This window comes from Asticcacaulis sp., assembly GCF_047605585.1.
Lineage (GTDB): Bacteria > Pseudomonadota > Alphaproteobacteria > Caulobacterales > Caulobacteraceae > Asticcacaulis.
Window position 1 is genome coordinate 618,660 of sequence record NZ_JASGFK010000002.1, and the last position, 16,795, is coordinate 635,454.

The window sequence follows — 16,795 nt, forward strand, 5'->3', positions numbered from 1 at the left end:
TAAAGGGTGGGTCGATCAGATCGGCTTGATCAGGATGATCTTCTTCTTGCCCTGAGATACCTTGATCACGCCATCGGCGTTGAGATCGGCCTTTGTCAACAGCTGATTGCCGTCATTGATCGCCACATCATTGACGCGCAGGCCGCCACCCTGGGCCAGGCGGCGAGCCTCACCATTGGAGGCAGTCAGGCCGATACGGGTGGCCAGTGCCGCCAGCATGATGCCTTCCTCAAGCGCAGTGGCTTCGATCTCGGCGGTCGGCAAGTCGGCCGAAAGTACGCCCTGTTCGAAAGCCTTCTGGGCCGTATCGCGCGCCGTGGTGGCGGCTTCGGCGCCATGGACCATGCGCGTGGCGGCATCGGCCAGGATCTTCTTGGCCTCGTTGATCTCGGCGCCTTCCAGCTTTTCGAGACGCGCAATCTCATCCATCGGCAGATCGGTGAACAGGCGCAGGAACTTGCCCACATCGGCGTCCTCGGCATTACGCCAGTATTGCCAGTAATCATACGGGCTCAGGGCGTCGGCATTGAGCCATACAGCACCGCCGACCGTCTTGCCCATCTTGGCGCCTGATGCCGTGGTCAATAGCGGTGTGGTCAGGCCGAATGCCGCCTTGTTGTTGATGCGGCGGGTCAGTTCGACGCCATTGATGATGTTGCCCCACTGGTCGGAGCCGCCCATCTGCAGCACGCAGTCATACTTGCTGTTCAACTCGCGGAAATCGACCGCCTGCATCAGCATGTAGTTGAATTCCAGGAAGGTCATCGGCTGTTCGCGTTCCAGCCGCAGCTTGACGGAATCGAAGGTCAGCATGCGGTTGATGGTGAAGTGCGTGCCGAAATTGCGCAGGAATTCGATATAACCGAAACCCGACAGCCAGTCGTCATTATTGACCATGATGGCGTCGGTCTTGCCTTCGCCAAAGGTCAGGAAGTTGTTGAAGACCGACTTGATGCCGTTCATGTTCGACTGGATCTGCGCGTCGGTCAGCAGAGGGCGTTGGGTATCTTTAAAGGTCGGGTCGCCCACCTTGGTGGTGCCGCCGCCCATCAGCACGATCGGCTTGTTGCCGGTCTTTTGCAGCCAGTACAACATCATGATCTGGACCAGGTGGCCGGCGTGCAGCGACGAGGCCGTGGCGTCATAACCGATATAGGCCGTGATCGGGCCAGCCGCCGCCAGGGTATCGAGCGCCTCGGCGTCGGTGCACTGATGGATGAAGCCGCGCTCTTGCAGCGTACGCAGAAATTCGGATTTGAAGCTGTGATCGGTCATGATAGCAATAGGGCTTGAGATATGGGCCGCCTGTGTGGCCCGATATATGGCGCAACGTCAAGACATAAGAGGCCTCCCGTGATGAAAGTGCTGGGTTTTATGACCGGAACCTCGCTCGATGGCGTCGACATGGCGGTGCTCGATACCGATGGCGAGGCCGAGGTTGTTTTCGGACCGTGGGCGGAACTGCCGATGCCGAAGGCAACGCGCAGCCTTCTGGAAGAGACGATCCAGGTGGCGCTGAAATGGCCGCGCGGCGAGACCGAGCCGGCTATATTCGACATCGCGCGGCAAGCCATTGTCGAGTGTCACTTTCAATCGGCCAGTGAGTTTTTGGCGCGTCATGGCATGGGCTTTGCCGACCTCGATGTGCTTGGTGTCCATGGCCAAACCGTGCTGCACGAACGCCCGAAGAATGGTGTGAAGGGCCGTACGGTTCAGCTGTTCGATGGTCAGGCCTTTGCCGATTTGACGGGCGTGCCGGTGGTCTGCGATTTTCGCCAGGCGGATATAGAGGCAGGGGGGGAGGCCGCGCCCCTGATGCCGGTCTATCACGAGGCACTGGCGCGCAATGCCGGGCTGGAGCTGCCGCTGGTGGTGATTAATCTCGGTGGGGTCGCCAATATCACCGCCATTTCCAACAAGGGACTGGTAGCAATGGATACGGGGCCGGCCAATGGGCTGATGGACCAGTGGATGCGTCGCCATGGCCGTGGCGATTTCGACCATGAAGGCCGCATCGCTGCTTCCGGCCACGTGGATGGTGATATCGTCGCTGCCTACATGGCGCATGACTATTTCAAGGCGTCGGCGCCCAAGTCACTCGATCGCTATGATTTTACTTTGCAAGCGATTGAGGCGCTAAGCTTCGAGGATGGTCTGGCGACGCTCAGCGCCTTTACCCTGCAAAGCCTGCTGGCCGGCATTGAACTTACCGGTGTCATGCCGAAAACGGTCATCCTGGCCGGCGGCGGGCGGCATAATCGCCATCTGGTCAATCAGATCGCGCAGGCATTGGCGCCCGCACAGGTGCGCTTGGCCGAAGACCTGGGCTGGCGCGGCGGTGCGCTGGAAGCGGAGGGCTTTGCCTATATGGCGGCGCGTTCGCTGAAGGGCCTGCCGATTTCCTTTCCCGGCACGACCGGCGTCAAGGCGCCACTCACCGGCGGCCGGGTCAGTTACCCGAAGACACGCCGGCAGTCCCTGGCGGGATAATTATTCGCTCTCGCCGGCCATGCGGCGGTCGATATAGGCACCGACACGGCGCTCGACTTCGGGAAGCTGGTCGTTCCAGAAGTGATTGGCTTCGGGCACAACTTCCGAGGCGATGGTGATGCCCTTCTGGGTGCGCAGCTTGGCGACCACGCGATCGACTTCGGCGGTCGGCACGATCGTGTCATTGCCGCCGTGCAGGAACATGCCCGAGGCCGGGCAGGGCGCCAGAAAGCTGAAATCATAGGCATTGGTTGGCGGCGACACCGAGATGAAGCCATCGGTTTCCGGACGGCGCATCAGCAGTTGCATGCCAATATAGGCGCCGAAATCATAACCGGCGACCCAGAATTGCGAGGCGGTCGGGTTCTTGGCCTGCAGCCAGTCGAGCGCCGTGGCGGCATCGGCCAGTTCGCCCACGCCGGAATCGAATTCACCCTGGCTTTTCTGCACACCGCGGAAATTGAAGCGCAGGACCGAGAAGCCGCGCGCCATGAACAGGAGGAACAGTTGTGCCGTGACCGGATTATTCATATGGCCGCCCGCCTTAGGGTGCGGATGCAGAATCAACGCGATCGGCGCATTTTCCGTTTTGCCGGCACTATAGCGGGCTTCAATGCGTCCGGCGGCGCCGGCCAGAATGACTTCGGGCATTCAATCACCTTGTAGAATCATAAATTTGTCATGCGGATGCCCATAATAGTTGACTGTTCTAGTCGGAATTATTACATTCAGAACCAGACAGCCGCAGGCAGCCTTTGCGCCTCTTAGCACAAAGATTTCTCTTTGCGCAGGTTTTTGAAACAAATCCGTACAGGAACTCATTATGCGCCTATCCACCAAGGGACGTTACGCGGTCATGGCCATGACCGACCTGGCGCTCAATGCCCAGAGCGGCGACAAGGGCGCCAATGGCAGCAATCGCCCGATTTCCCTGTCCGAAATTTCCGAGCGCCAGCAGATTTCCCTGTCCTATCTGGAGCAGCTGTTCGCCCGCCTGCGCAAAGCCGGTCTGGTCAAGAGCGCGCGCGGTCCTGGTGGCGGCTATACCCTGGCGCGCGAAAGCAGCGCCCTGTTCGTTTCCGAGATCGTGCTGGCCGTGGATGAGCCTATCAAGGCCACACGTTGCTCCATGACCTCCAACAAGCTGGGCGCCAACAAGCGCCTGAGCAAGGATCAGGCTGTGCGCGAGATTGGCTGCATGCCGGGTGGCCAGCGCTGCCTGACGCACAATCTGTGGGAAGATCTGGGCGTGGCCATCCATGACTATCTGAGTCAGGTGTCGCTGGAAGACGTGGTGCGCAAGCGTACCCGCAAGACAGTGAAGATCTCCACGCCGGAAATCCATGCGCCTGTGATGATGGAGGCTTAAGCAGCGTGGCCGATATTCTTTATCTCGACCATGCCGCAACATCGCCGCTTCGCCCCGAAGCGCGCGAGGCCTTTCTGAATGCGTCCGAGATGGGGGGTAATGCCTCTTCGGTCCATAGCCTGGGACGTAAGGCCAAGCTGGTTTTGGAAGACGCCCGCAACGACATCCTGTCGGCGGTCAATGCGATTGGCATTGGTGGACTGGTCTTTACCTCCGGCGGTACGGAGGCCAATGCATTGGCCCTGCATCAGGCGGCAGTGTACGATTACACGTTGATTTCCGCAGGCGAACACGACAGCATTTATGGCGCGGTATCCGGCGCAGGCATCGTGCCCCTGCAGACAACGGGCGAGGTTGATCTGACGGCGCTGGAAAGCCTGCTGGATCACGAAGGCCGACCGTTTGTCTCGCTTATGCTGGCCAATAACGAAACCGGCGTAATCAACGATGTCGCCAGGGTGGCGGCATTGGTTCATGCCAAAGGCGGCTGGCTGCATGTCGATGCGGTGCAGGCGTTGGGCAAAATCGCCATCAATTTCGCCGACCTGGGTGCGGATTCACTATCCTTGAGCGCGCACAAGATCGGTGGCGGGCAGGGCGTCGGTGCCTTGATCTATAACCGTGATCATAGGCTCAAGGCGCTGATTACGGGCAGCGGCCAGGAGCTTGGGCTGCGCGCTGGCACCGAAAACATTGCCGGCATCGCGGCCTTCGCGGCGGCGCTTAAGGCTTGCCATGGCGCATCCGACGATCTATGCAGCGCACAAAATTCGGTCGAGGCCGCGCTAAAGGCGCTTGGCGTCACCATATTGGGTGAGGCGGCGGCGCGCGTGCCGGGCATCCTTTATATCGCGCAAGGTGACTGGGCGTCGAACCTGCAACTGATCCATATGGATATGGCTGGGATCTGCGTCAGTTCGGGCTCGGCCTGTTCCTCCGGCAAGGTGAAATCGAGCCGGGTGGTTACGAATATGGGGCGCCCGAACCTGGCGGATAAGGTGCTTCGCATCTCGTCCGGATGGACCACGAAAGCAGAAGATTGGCAGCGTTTTTATGACGTCTGGTCAAAGGGTTATGAAGTGTATTTGAAGCGTCATGCGAAAGAACTGGTATAATGGCTGCGGTTAAGGAAACCATCGAGACGGTCGCCGGGCTGGAAACCTATGAGCACGGCTTTGTCACCGATATCGAAATGGAGTTCGCCCCCAAGGGACTGAACGCCGATATCGTGCGCTTTATTTCCGCCAAGAAGAACGAGCCCGAATGGATGCTGGAGATGCGTCTGGCCGCCTATGAGCGCTGGCTGACCATGGAAGAGCCGGACTGGGCGAAGGTCAATTACCGGAAGGTCGACTACCAGGACCTCTACTATTACGCCGCGCCAAAGAAGAAGGACGGCCCGAAGTCGCTCGACGAGATCGATCCTGAACTGCTGAAAACCTATGCCAAGCTGGGCATCCCGCTGAAGGAGCAGGAAGTGCTGGCGGGCGTGGTGGGGGCGCCGAAATATGCGGTCGATGCCGTGTTCGACTCGGTGTCGGTCGTCACCACCTTTAAGGACGAGCTGAAAAAATCCGGCGTCATTTTCTGCGCAATTTCAGAGGCCTTGCGCGAATATCCTGACCTGGTACGTCAATATCTGGGCTCGGTTGTCCCGGTGTCGGATAACTATTTCGCCGCCCTGAATGCGGCTGTCTTTTCGGATGGCTCCTTCGTCTATGTGCCGCCGGGCGTACGCTGCCCGATGGAGCTGTCGACCTATTTCCGCATCAATGCTGAAAACACCGGCCAGTTCGAGCGCACCCTGATCATCGCTGACAAGGGCGCTTACGTTTCTTATCTGGAGGGCTGCACGGCGCCGCAACGCGATGAAAACCAGCTTCATGCCGCTGTGGTCGAACTGGTGGCGCTGGACGATGCCGAGATCAAGTACTCGACCGTGCAGAACTGGTATCCGGGCGATGCCGAAGGCAAGGGCGGCATCTACAACTTCGTCACCAAGCGAGCCGATTGCCGGGGCGCGCGCTCCAAGGTGTCGTGGACTCAGGTGGAAACCGGCTCAGCCGTGACCTGGAAATATCCGTCTTGCATCCTGCGCGGCGACGAGAGCGTCGGTGAGTTCTACTCGATCGCCGTTACTAATGGCGCGCAGCAGGCCGATACCGGCACCAAGATGATCCATCTGGGTAAGAACACCAAGTCGCGCATCATTTCCAAGGGGGTATCGGCGGGCAAGTCGTCCAACACCTACCGTGGTATCGTTTCGGCCCACGCCCGGGCCTCCGGCGCGCGGAACTTTACCCAATGCGACTCCTTGCTGATCGGCAAGACCTGCGCGGCCCACACCGTGCCCTATGTCGAGAGCGATACGGCCAAAGCGCAGTTCGAGCACGAAGCGACGACGACGCGTCTATCTGAGGATCAACTCTTCTACGCCATGCAGCGCGGCCTTAGCCAGGAAGAGGCGGTGGCGCTGCTGGTCAATGGCTTCGTCCGCGATGTGTTGCAGGAATTGCCGATGGAATTCGCCGTTGAGGCACAGAAACTGGTGGCGATCTCACTTGAGGGGAGTGTGGGGTGACGACCGTAAAGCAATCGATTTTGCCGCTTTGGGGCAGTTATGCGTTGGCGTTAGCCACGGCTTTGTTTCAGGCCAATGCTTGGGGCTTGGGTGGTTTTTATGTGCTCAGTGTTTCAACCCCGCTCGCTATAGTGTCGTTTGCAGCTTGGTTTTTCACTGTGCTCTACATCTTCCGAGCATCTCCTAAAGTTGGACTTTATGCGTTGATTGGTGTCGTGCCTGCGTTTGCTTCCCTCTGGATTATTGGACTGATTTATTACGCCTGCTCTCAGGGCAGTTGTGTGTAGGATTATCAATGCTTTCGATCAAAAACTTATCCGTCGCTGTTGACACCAAGCAGATCCTGAAAGGCCTGTCGCTGGACGTGCCCGCCGGTGAGGTGCATGCCATCATGGGGCCGAACGGCGCCGGCAAATCGACGCTTGGCTATGCGCTCGCCGGCCGTCCGAATTATGAAATCAAAGGTGGCAGCGTCGATTTCAACGGTGAAGACCTGCTCGATAAAGACGTACACGAACGCGCCGCGGCCGGGCTTTACCTGTCGTTCCAGTATCCGCTGGAAATCCCTGGCGTGCCGGCCCTGACCTTTCTGCGCACGGCGCTTAACGCCCAAAAGAAGCTGCGTGGCGAAACCGAGGTTTCCGCGCCGGAATTCCTCAAGCGCGTGCGAGAAGTCGCCAAGACGCTGAAAATCGACATGGATATGCTGAAGCGTCCGCTCAATGTCGGCTTCTCCGGTGGCGAAAAGAAGCGCATGGAAGTGCTGCAAATGGCGTTGCTGGAACCGAAATTCCTGATTCTCGATGAGACCGATTCCGGTCTCGATATCGATGCGCTGAAGGTCGTCTCGGATGGTGTGAACGCCTTGCGCGCGCCCGATCGCGGCATGCTGGTCATCACCCACTATCAACGGTTGCTCGATCACATTAAGCCGGACCGCGTGCATGTGCTGGTCGCCGGCAAGGTCGTCCGCTCCGGTGGTCCGGAACTGGCGCTGGAACTGGAAGCCCACGGCTATGACCAGTATCTGGGGGAAGCGGCGTAATGCTCCCCAAGCTGGACATTTTCGATCCGTCGTCATACCCGACGCGCCAAGACGAGGAATGGAAATATTCCGACCTCAGCCGCGTCCTGCGTGACGCTCCCAAGAAGGCGATGGTCGTCCGCACGCTCTCTGAACTGGAAGCGGAGCCGGATGGCTTTGTCTATTTCTCGGCCGATGAAGCCGGCTTTGAAGGTCTGCAAGCCGCAGCCGATTTCGCCATGCAGAAAGCGCACGGGCGTCTCTATATCGACGGTAATGACTTCGGTGATGAGGACGGTTATCTCGGTTACCAGGGACGCGGTGAAATCAGTCTGGCCGCCAATCAGGAACTGGTGGTCTTCGAGGACTATACCGGCGCCTTCGATTATGCCGTCCATAGCCACCTAAGTTTCACTCTGGCCGAGGGCGCGAAGCTGACGCGCGTGGTGATCCTGGATGAGCCCGAAAGCGCCGTCTCGGTGCGGCAGTCAACAGTTGAGACCGCGCCGAACAGCGTCTTCAAGCAGTATGTCTTTTCCTCAGGCGCAAAGTTCCAGCGGTTTGAGACGCATGTGAACCACGCCGGCCATGGCGCGGTCGTCGAGATGAACGGCGCCTACCTGCTGAAAGACAAGCGCCATTTTGATCTGACCACGCGGGTGACGCACAGTCAGATCAATGGCGAGACAGCGCAACTGATCAAGGGCCTGGTCAAGGATACCGCCACCGGCGTTTTCCAAGGCCGCATCCTAGTCGAAAAGGGTGCAGATGGCACCGACGCACGTATGCGCCATCAGGCCCTGATCCTGAACGACGGCGCCCATATCCGCGCAAAGCCGGAACTGGAAATCTATGCCGATGACGTGCAGTGCGCGCACGGCAATACGATCGGCGCGCTTGACGAGGAAGCCTTGTTCTTCTGTGAGAGCCGCGGCATTCCGGAAGAGACGGCCCGCGCCATGCTGACCCACGCCTTTGTTCTGCCGGTGGCCGATGCCATTGAGGATGAGGTGTTGCGAGAAACCGTATTGAATTTCCTTGAGAATGCGTCGGAGAGTTTTCATGCCCTTTGACGTTGAAAAGGCGCGCGCCGAGTTTCCGATCCTGTCGCGTGAGATCAAGGGCAAGCCGCTGGTCTATCTCGATAGCGGCGCCTCGGCGCAAAAGCCGAATGCCGTGATCGACGCCATGTCATACGCCATGCGCCACTCCTACGCCAATGTCCACCGTGGCCTGCATACCCTGGCCAATGAGACCACCGACGCCTATGAGGCCGGCCGCGAGACCGTGGCGCGCTTTATCGGTGCGCAAACGAACGAAATCGTCTTCACCAAGTCGGCGACGGAATCAATCAATCTGGTAGCCAACACCTGGGGCGAAAGCCTCACGGCCGGCGATGTGATCCTGACCACCGAGATGGAGCACCACGCCAATATCGTGCCATGGTACATGCTGGCTGAACGCAAGGGCGTGAAGCTGGTCTATGTGCCGATCCTCGATGACGGAACGCTCGACATGGCCGCTTTCGATCAATTATTGACCCCGCAGGTCAAACTGATCTGCGTCGCCCATATGTCGAACGTGCTGGGCACGATCAACCCCATTGCCGAGATCATCGCCAAGGCCCATGCGGTGGCTGCGAAAGTCATGGTCGATGGCTGCCAGGGCGTCGTTCACCTGCCGGTGGACGTGAAGGCGCTCGATGCCGATTTCTACGCCTTCTCGGCGCACAAGCTTTACGGCCCGACCGGCCTGGGCGTGCTCTATGCCAAGGCCGAATTGCTGGAAGCCATGCCGCCCTGGCAGGGGGGCGGCGAGATGATCGCCCATGTCACCAAGGAAAAGATCACCTGGAACGAGCCGCCGCATCGCTTCGAAGCGGGCACGCCGGCCATTCTCGAAGTGATTGGCCTCAAGGCAGCCATCGACTGGCTGTCGCAGTTCGACCGTAGCGAGGTCATAGCGCATGAGCACGCCTTGTATCAGCGTGCGCACGACGCCCTGACGCAGATCAATTCCCTGCGCGTGCATGGCGAGGCGCCGGGCAAGGGATCGATCCTGACCTTTTCGCTCGGCCAGGCTCATGCCCATGACGTGGCGCAGATCCTTGACCGCTACAATGTCGCCGTCCGTGCGGGCACGCACTGCGCCGAACCCCTGATGACCCGATTGGGCGTGACCTCTACCGTTCGCGCCTCCATCGCCCTATATAATACGGAAGCCGAGATCGATGTCCTGGCCGAGGCTGTCGCCAAAGCCCAATCCTTCTTCGCGTAAAGTGTGAGCCCCATGACTGAAGCTGCTGAATCACAAGAGTCCTTGTTTAGCCTGGAAGATATGGGCGCCAATCAGCCATCCGCCCTGGCGCAGGAAGAACTGACGCGCCTGACCGACGACCTGATCGCGGCCTTCAAGACCGTTTTCGACCCGGAAATCCCGGTCGATATCTATGAACTGGGCCTGATCTACCGAGTCGATGTGTCGGACGATCGCGATGTCGTGGTCGACATGACCCTGACCGCACCGGGCTGTCCGGTAGCCGGTGAAATGCCGGGCTGGGTCAAGGAAGCCGTGCTGACCGTCAAAGGGGTACGCGACTGCGATGTAAATCTGGTGTTCGATCCGCCCTGGGAGTCATCCAAGATGAGCGACGAAGCCAAGCTGCAACTGAATATGTTCTGATCATGAATATGGAAATTACACCTCGTCAGCGTCGTCCGCGTCCCGCCGTTGTCTCCCTGACAGATGCAGCCGCCGATCAGGTCAAGGCTATCATGGCGAAAGCCGACAAGCCCTATGTCGGCCTGCGCGTTGGCGTGAAGCAGGGCGGCTGTGCTGGTCAGGAATATGTGCTGTCGTACGCCGAAGAGATCGGGCCGATCGATGAAGTGGTCAACGACAAGGGCGTCACCATTCTGATCGAGCCGAAAGCCGTGCTCTATCTCGTCGGCACCGTGATCGATTACGAGACGACCAAGCTGGCTTCCAAATTCGTGTTCAATAATCCGAACGAGACAGACGCTTGCGGGTGCGGGGAAAGCGTGACGATCAAGCCTGCGCAGGCTGATTGACCGGCGTGGACATCAGCCAGCCCAAGGCATCATGCAGGTTCGAGAAGCCGCGAATATCCTGATTGGGAAACAGATGACTGTAAGTCGCAGGGCGAACACGGGTTAGCGCATCACCGGCGAGTATCGCGACGTAGTGATGGACATCCAGGCCACGCGTCAGTTCCGTCCAGTTGGCGCCCAGTCTTTCCAGGTCCGTGAAGCTTAGATTGGTTTCGCAGTAGCGGTAATCCATTAGCCGTCGGTAGGTCCACGGCTGATGGATTTCGTTGTAGGCCTTGATGATCCGGTCGGTATAATAGTGGCTGCTTTGCGCTCCTTTGAAGCGCATGGTGATCAGCTTCTGGGGCTCATCAACGGTCAGCCTGAAAAATGCATCCGTCATCGCGTCACCTCTTTTATTCATTAGGCCACGCGATAACTGCTTTTTCGTTAATGCCTAACCTGTTACCAGACGGGAAGGGGTAACGGGCTCACCGGTCGCTTCGCTGATCAGTTCCTGGGAACGTTGCTCGATGCGGTTGCGCAAGGTGTCCAGAAACACGTCCTTGTCCATGCCGGGAACTATTGGTTCGAGAAATTCCAGTACGGCTGTGCCGGATGTCTTCTTGTAATGATCTTCCTGCCAGAACAGGCCCAGATTTGTGGCCACTGGTACAACCGGCATGTTGAAATTGGTCATCATGTGCCAGACGCCGGAGCGATAGCGGCGATAAGTGCCGGGCGCATTAAGATGGCCTTCGGGGTAGATCAGGATATGGCGGCCGTCTCGGGCCGCGTCGGCGGAGCGGTTGGTCAGCGCATTTCTGGCTTCGATCCCACCGCAGTTATTGACCACGATGGCGCCGAGCTTGGACAACAGGGTGCTCATCAGCGGGAATTTTTCGAGATGATCGCCGGTAACGAAGGCTAGGTCGTCAAACTGTGAATAGATGCAGAAGCCATCGCCCCAGCTGTGATGCTTACAGGCAAAAATCAACGGCTGATCGGGGATATGCTCGCGGCCACGCACTTCCAGACGGATGCCGGCAAAGATCCGCATGGCCTGGACCATTCGGCGGGTATAGCGGCGGATAATCCACTGCACCGGCTTGCGGCCGGGAAACAGGGTCAGGACCAGCGCCATCAGGCTGTAGACGATAGACAGGCACCAGTAGGCGACGGCGAAGAGAAAACTGCGCATGGCGATCCCACAAAAAGACAACCAATTTGAACACTGTTCAAATTGGTTGTCAATGTGGATCGGTCAGTCAGATCAGGCGGCGGAAGAGGCCGATGTTGTGTCTTCGGCGATGGTGACGCGGTTGCGGCCAGCATTCTTGGACATGTAAAGCGCCTTGTCGGCCCGGTCGAGCAGGTCGAAAGCGTCTTCGCCATATTCACGCTGGGCCACACCGGCGGAGATGGTCACCGTACCTAGGTCTTCGTTGGTGGAACGGCGCTTGAGCACACGCGAGGCGATTTCCGTGCGTGCCTCGTTAAGCAGTCTTTCGACCGTATCGCTGGTTTCGCCGGGGAAGAGCAGGCCGAATTCCTCGCCGCCATAACGGGCGGCCAGGCGCGGCGGCCGGCCGATGCGGGCCAGAACAGAGGCTACATAACGCAGGACCTGGTCGCCGGTCTGGTGCCCCCAGGTATCGTTGAAGCGCTTGAAGTGGTCGATATCGATGACTGCCAGGGTCAGCGGGGCACCTGGATCGTCACCTTCGCAATGGCGATCGAGGGATTCGTCAAATGACTTGCGGTTGGCCAGATTGGTCAGCGCGTCGGTCATGGCCTCCATACGCACCTGATCCAGATGCTTACGCAGGCGATTGACTTCGCGGGAAGATTCGGTGAGGCGGCCTTCGAGCAGGGAATGATGATCGAGGACCGTGGTGGTGGCTTCGGTCAGGCTGTCAATCAGGCCCTTAAGGGCCAGTGCATCGACTTCGCTCATCGAGCGGCGGGCGCCTTCCAGGGTTTCGCCGTAGGTCTTCTGTGCTTGCTGGGCTTCGACAATCACTTCGGTGATGGAGGCCAGTTCGCGCGTTAGCTTGAGCCCGGCGTCGCGGACTTCGTCGTTCAGCTTCAGGCGGGCAATGAACTTGGTGGCCAGGCTTTCAGAAACGTCTTCGGTAATGGTTTCGCCGGCAGCGACCAGTCGCATGATTTCCTGCGCCAGAGGGGACTCCGGATCACCGGCGACGTAAAGCCAAAGCTCGTAATTCAGCGGGGTGGGCCATACGCCATGATCCTGCATCAGGCGCAAGGCTTCCGCAGCCAGCGCATAGGCGGCAGGACTTCTTACGCTGATCTCTATGTCGTTGTTCATTCGTTCACAGGCCCCCTTTCAGAGACCGTCCCTGGCGGTCAGACGCCAACTGATTCTCAATTGGCTTTTCGCACCTTAGACAAATTTCTCTGACAGGCGGTTAACGGCGTTCGTCAAAAAAACACAGTATTTTATGCCTTTGGTCCCGATGAGCGCATCAAAAAGGCCGGTACGTGGTCACCGAATGGTGTGTCGGACTCTGCTTTAGTTTTTGATTTTTCAGGCTTCTTTTCTTTTGATGCGGATGCATGCACTGACTTTTCAGTTGCAGCGGGTACCTTGGCCGGGGCTTCAATAATTTCTGCGCTTTCCGGCTTTTTTTTCACTCTTTTCGTCTCAACCGGTGTTTCAGGGATTACATCGGCGGTCTTAATCTTGTGATCACGTTCAGGACGGCCGCGACTACGGCCCGATTCGCGACGCGGCGGACGTGAGGAGGTACGGGGTGCCGAATCCAGGGCACTGTAATCGACCTCCAGATCGAGCGTCGCCGGCTCTTTCTTGATGAGCTTGACGACCTTGTCATAATTCTTTTCGTCATGCGGTGAGAGCAACAGGTAGGTCTCGCCGGTTCGCCCGGCGCGGCCGGTGCGGCCGATGCGGTGGACATAGTCATCGGCATGGATGGGCGCGTCGAAATTGAAGACATGACCGACTGCGGGGATATCCAGGCCACGCGCGGCGACGTCCGATGCCACCAGCAGAGTCAACTCACCTTTGCGGAAAGCGTCGAGCGTCTTCATGCGCAGGGCCTGATCGAGATCGCCATGTATCGGTGCGGCATTAAAGCCATGTACGTTCAGGGATTTGGCGACGATATCGACATCGGTCTTACGATTGCAGAAGACGATACCGTTCTTGATATCCAAAGTCTTGAGCAGGGCGCGCAGGGCAATGCGCTTGGCCTTGGCATCCTTGTGCGGCACGCGCACGACATACTGGGTGATGTTCTCGTTCGTGGTGGCGGGACGCGCCACCTCGATGCGAACCGGATTCTTCAGGAACTGCTCCGTCAGGCGCGTGATTTCCGGCGGCATAGTGGCCGAGAAGAAGAGGGTCTGGCGTGTTGGCGGGGTCAACTTGAAGATGCGCTCGATGTCGGGAATAAAGCCCATGTCGAGCATGCGGTCGGCTTCATCGACCACCATCAGGGTGGCGCCGTTGAGCATGACCTTGGAGCGTTCGAACAGGTCGAGCAGGCGGCCCGGCGTGGCGATCAGCACGTCCACGCCCTTGTCCAGCTTGGCCACCTGGTCGGCCATGGAGACGCCGCCGATCAGTAGCGCCCAGTTCAGCTTGTGGTATTTGGCGTATTTCTCGAAGGCCTCGGCCACCTGGTCGGCCAGTTCGCGCGTCGGTTCCAGCACGATGGCGCGCGGCATCCGGGCGCGGGAGCGGCCCGCCGCCAGCTTTTCAATCAGAGGCAGGGTGAAGGCGGCGGTTTTGCCTGTGCCGGTCTGGGCAATGCCCAGTACATCCAGGCCCGTCATGGCGACCGGAATGGCCTGTGCCTGGATGGGGGTAGGGGTATCGTAACCGGTTTCGGCAACGGCTTTGAGAATCTGTTCGCCAAGGCCCAGATCGGAAAATTTTGTCATGACACTCTGTTATTTGAATGCACATTCAATCCGGCAAGCGGTCTTGCGGGTATGAAAATGCGGCGCGCCGATCGTGGCGCAGAGAAGGGCGGCCGGTGTCCGCAAAAACGAACACGCATGAACCGGTTCGGGTTCATGCGTGTCTGATATCAGAATTTGCCGTAATTAACAGGTTTTTTTGTTTTACACGTCCAGCTCGTCCGCAACGAACTCGGCGTGGTCCTGAATATAGCGGAAGCGCAGTTCCGGCTTACGGCCCATCAGGGTTTCCACCAGATCCTCGATATCCTCTTCCTCATGCGGCAGGGTGACGCGTGCAAGGGTGCGCGTCTTCGGGTCCATGGTGGTTTCCTTGAGTTGGGCTGGCATCATTTCGCCCAGACCCTTGAAACGGCCGATTTCAGGTTTCTTGTTCTTGAAATATTTGGCGATCAAGTCGGCGCGATGCGCGTCATCGCGGGCATAGTGCACCTCTTTGCCGTGGCTTAGCTTGTATAGGGGGGGCATGGCCAGGAACAGGTTGCCGTTACGGATCATGCCCGGCATAGTACGGTAGAAGAAGGTGATCAGCAGCGATGCGATGTGTGCGCCGTCGACATCGGCATCGGTCATGATGATGATGCGTTCGTAACGCAGGTCGGCATCCTTGAATTTGGCACCCGGCTGCACGCCAAGGGCCAGGCCCAGGTCGGACAGTTCCGCATTGGCGCGCATCTTGTCTCCGGTTGCCGAGGCCACGTTCAGGATTTTTCCGCGCAGGGGCAGGATGGCCTGGGTGTTACGGTTACGGCCCTGCTTGGCGGAGCCGCCGGCGGAATCGCCTTCGACGATGAAGAGTTCCGTACCCACCGCGTCCTGACGGGCGCAATCCGCCAGCTTGCCAGGCAGGCGTAGCTTGCGCGTGGCTGAAGCGCGAGCCACTTCCTTGTCTTTGCGGCGTTTCAGGCGGTCTTCCGCGCGCTCAATGATGAACTGCAGGATGCGATCGGCCTGTTTCGGCGCCGAGGTCAGCCAGTGGTCGAAGGGGTCGGCCAGCGCCTTTTCGACCAGGCGCTGGGCGTCATTGGACGACAGGCGGTCCTTGGTCTGGCCTTGGAATTCCGGATTGCGGATGAAAACCGAGATCACAATGCCGGCCTGGGCGGCCACGTCTTCCGCCGTGATCAGGCCCCCGCGCTTGTCACCGGTCATTTCGGCATAGGCTTTGAGCGAGCGTGTGAGGGCGGCGCGCAGGCCGGCCTCATGTGTGCCGCCATCGGGCGTGGGGATGGTGTTACAATAGCTCTGACAGAAGCCATCGTGCTCACCAAAACCGGCGCCGGACCATACCACGGCCCATTCGACTGCGCCGGCTTCACCTTTACGCTCGACACGGCCGGAGAAGATATCTCCCAGGGTTTCGGTGTCCTTGACGCGCTCAGCCAGATAATCGGCGAGACCGTTCGGGAAGTAGAACTTGTCCTCGGCCGGCGTCTGGTCGTGGATCAGGTCTGGCGCGCACTTCCAGAAAATTTGCACGCCGCGGAACAGGTAGGCCTTGGCCTTGGCCATGCGGTAGAGTCGGGCAGGTTTGAAATGCGCACCCTGGCCAAAGATTTCCGGGTCCGGCAGGAAGCGTTCCAGTGTGCCCTTCTTTTTCGAAGGTCCTACCTGGATAACGTCTGTCAGCTTGTGGCCCTTGGAAAAGCTCTGTTGCCATTCAAAACCATCACGCCAGACGGTGACTTCCAGCTTTTCCGACAGGGCATTGACGACAGAAATGCCGACGCCATGCAGGCCACCTGAGGTTTCATAGGCCTTGCCGGAGAACTTGCCGCCGGAATGCAGCATGGTCATGACGACTTCGAGTGCTGACTTGTCCGGATATTTGGGGTGCGGATCGACCGGAATGCCGCGGCCATCGTCGCGAACGCTGAGATAGCCGTCCTTGTCCAGTTCGACCCAGATGGCCTTGGCGTGGCCGGCGACGGCCTCGTCCATGGCGTTATCGAGCACTTCGGCGAACAGGTGGTGCAGCGCCTTTTCGTCAGTGCCGCCGATATACATGCCGGGGCGTTTGCGCACGGGCTCAAGGCCTTCCAACACTTCGATGCTGGAGGCGCCATATCCGCTGTCGACGGTGACAGGCTGAATGGGTTTTACGGGTTTTGGCTGAGGCACCGGTTGGGACGGGGCGGCAGGCTTCGCGGCTTCCGGTGAAGCGGACGACGGCTTTTCGGGCTCATCCCCAAAAAGCGAGGATTGCGGAATATTGGAGGTCATGACTCTAGCATGCGGTGATTCGGCCGTACTTCATAAAGAGCCGGTGTCGAAGCGGCAATAAAAAAAGCCGCATACCCGAAGGTATGCGG

17 protein-coding genes are annotated in these 16,795 nt (G+C 58.9%); 10 read left to right on the forward strand and 7 right to left on the reverse strand.

The genetic code is table 11. The features are described from left to right. Nucleotides 1-15: 15 nt before the first annotated feature. Nucleotides 16-1,275 (reverse strand): tyrosine--tRNA ligase, encoded by a 1,260-nt coding sequence (gene tyrS / locus QM647_RS08675; RefSeq protein WP_414995110.1) that lies wholly within the window; start codon nucleotides 1,273-1,275, stop codon nucleotides 16-18. Between the two features lie 81 nt (nucleotides 1,276-1,356). Between tyrS and QM647_RS08680 the strand changes: the two genes are divergently transcribed. Further along, on the forward strand, nucleotides 1,357-2,490 hold the full coding sequence (locus QM647_RS08680; RefSeq protein ID WP_414995225.1) for an anhydro-N-acetylmuramic acid kinase: 1,134 nt from the start codon (nucleotides 1,357-1,359) through the stop codon (nucleotides 2,488-2,490). Here QM647_RS08680 and QM647_RS08685 read toward each other — a convergent pair whose 3' ends face one another. Further along, entirely contained in the window at nucleotides 2,491-3,141 is a 651-nt protein-coding gene (locus QM647_RS08685) for an alpha/beta hydrolase (RefSeq protein WP_414995111.1), read from the reverse strand. A 172-nt stretch (nucleotides 3,142-3,313) separates the two neighbouring features. Here QM647_RS08685 and QM647_RS08690 point away from each other — a divergent pair, with 172 nt between their 5' ends. From QM647_RS08690 to QM647_RS08730, 9 genes are read left to right on the forward strand one after another with little or no spacing between them, the layout of a single operon-like run. Further along, nucleotides 3,314-3,859 carry an Rrf2 family transcriptional regulator gene (locus QM647_RS08690; protein ID WP_414995112.1) on the forward strand — a complete coding sequence of 182 codons (546 nt, stop codon included), beginning with the start codon at nucleotides 3,314-3,316 and terminating at the stop codon, nucleotides 3,857-3,859. A gap of 5 nt (nucleotides 3,860-3,864) precedes the next feature. Beyond that, nucleotides 3,865-4,974 carry a cysteine desulfurase family protein gene (locus tag QM647_RS08695; protein ID WP_414995113.1) on the forward strand — a complete coding sequence of 370 codons (1,110 nt, stop codon included), beginning with the start codon at nucleotides 3,865-3,867 and terminating at the stop codon, nucleotides 4,972-4,974. After that, on the forward strand, nucleotides 4,974-6,440 hold the full coding sequence (gene sufB, locus QM647_RS08700) for a Fe-S cluster assembly protein SufB (RefSeq protein WP_414995114.1): 1,467 nt from the start codon (nucleotides 4,974-4,976) through the stop codon (nucleotides 6,438-6,440). Before QM647_RS08695 ends, sufB begins: the two co-directional genes overlap by 1 nt. Continuing rightward, nucleotides 6,437-6,727, forward strand: coding sequence for a hypothetical protein (locus QM647_RS08705; RefSeq protein ID WP_414995115.1), 291 nt, complete (start codon nucleotides 6,437-6,439; stop codon nucleotides 6,725-6,727). Before sufB ends, QM647_RS08705 begins: the two co-directional genes overlap by 4 nt. A gap of 8 nt (nucleotides 6,728-6,735) precedes the next feature. After that, nucleotides 6,736-7,485 carry a Fe-S cluster assembly ATPase SufC gene (gene sufC, locus QM647_RS08710; protein ID WP_414995116.1) on the forward strand — a complete coding sequence of 250 codons (750 nt, stop codon included), beginning with the start codon at nucleotides 6,736-6,738 and terminating at the stop codon, nucleotides 7,483-7,485. After that, nucleotides 7,485-8,537 carry a Fe-S cluster assembly protein SufD gene (gene sufD, locus QM647_RS08715; RefSeq protein ID WP_414995117.1) on the forward strand — a complete coding sequence of 351 codons (1,053 nt, stop codon included), beginning with the start codon at nucleotides 7,485-7,487 and terminating at the stop codon, nucleotides 8,535-8,537. Before sufC ends, sufD begins: the two co-directional genes overlap by 1 nt. Beyond that, nucleotides 8,527-9,741, forward strand: a complete 1,215-nt coding sequence (locus QM647_RS08720) for an aminotransferase class V-fold PLP-dependent enzyme (protein WP_414995118.1) — start codon at nucleotides 8,527-8,529, stop codon at nucleotides 9,739-9,741. Before sufD ends, QM647_RS08720 begins: the two co-directional genes overlap by 11 nt. Nucleotides 9,742-9,753: 12 nt before the next feature. Then, complete coding sequence (locus tag QM647_RS08725) at nucleotides 9,754-10,146, forward strand: SUF system Fe-S cluster assembly protein (protein ID WP_414995119.1); 393 nt, start codon at nucleotides 9,754-9,756, stop codon at nucleotides 10,144-10,146. A 2-nt stretch (nucleotides 10,147-10,148) separates the two neighbouring features. Continuing rightward, nucleotides 10,149-10,535, forward strand: coding sequence for a HesB/IscA family protein (locus QM647_RS08730; RefSeq protein ID WP_414995120.1), 387 nt, complete (start codon nucleotides 10,149-10,151; stop codon nucleotides 10,533-10,535). Here the strand turns inward: QM647_RS08730 and QM647_RS08735 are convergent. The 5 genes from QM647_RS08735 to parE all read right to left on the reverse strand — a co-directional run bounded on the left by QM647_RS08735 (nucleotide 10,513) and on the right by parE (nucleotide 16,706). Further along, nucleotides 10,513-10,917 carry a hypothetical protein gene (locus QM647_RS08735; protein WP_414995121.1) on the reverse strand — a complete coding sequence of 135 codons (405 nt, stop codon included), beginning with the start codon at nucleotides 10,915-10,917 and terminating at the stop codon, nucleotides 10,513-10,515. The two genes, QM647_RS08730 and QM647_RS08735, sit on opposite strands and share 23 nt — an antisense overlap. A gap of 54 nt (nucleotides 10,918-10,971) precedes the next feature. Then, nucleotides 10,972-11,715, reverse strand: a complete 744-nt coding sequence (locus QM647_RS08740) for a lysophospholipid acyltransferase family protein (protein ID WP_414995122.1) — start codon at nucleotides 11,713-11,715, stop codon at nucleotides 10,972-10,974. A 72-nt stretch (nucleotides 11,716-11,787) separates the two neighbouring features. Beyond that, nucleotides 11,788-12,846, reverse strand: a complete 1,059-nt coding sequence (locus QM647_RS08745; protein ID WP_414995123.1) for a GGDEF domain-containing protein — start codon at nucleotides 12,844-12,846, stop codon at nucleotides 11,788-11,790. Between the two features lie 131 nt (nucleotides 12,847-12,977). Further along, nucleotides 12,978-14,444: a DEAD/DEAH box helicase gene (locus QM647_RS08750; RefSeq protein ID WP_414995124.1), complete on the reverse strand. Its 1,467-nt coding sequence runs from the start codon at nucleotides 14,442-14,444 to the stop codon at nucleotides 12,978-12,980. A 183-nt stretch (nucleotides 14,445-14,627) separates the two neighbouring features. Next, the gene (parE, locus tag QM647_RS08755; RefSeq protein WP_414995125.1) at nucleotides 14,628-16,706 is read right to left on the reverse strand and encodes a DNA topoisomerase IV subunit B; all 2,079 of its coding nucleotides are present in this window, start codon (nucleotides 16,704-16,706) and stop codon (nucleotides 14,628-14,630) included. Nucleotides 16,707-16,795: the final 89 nt, after the last annotated feature.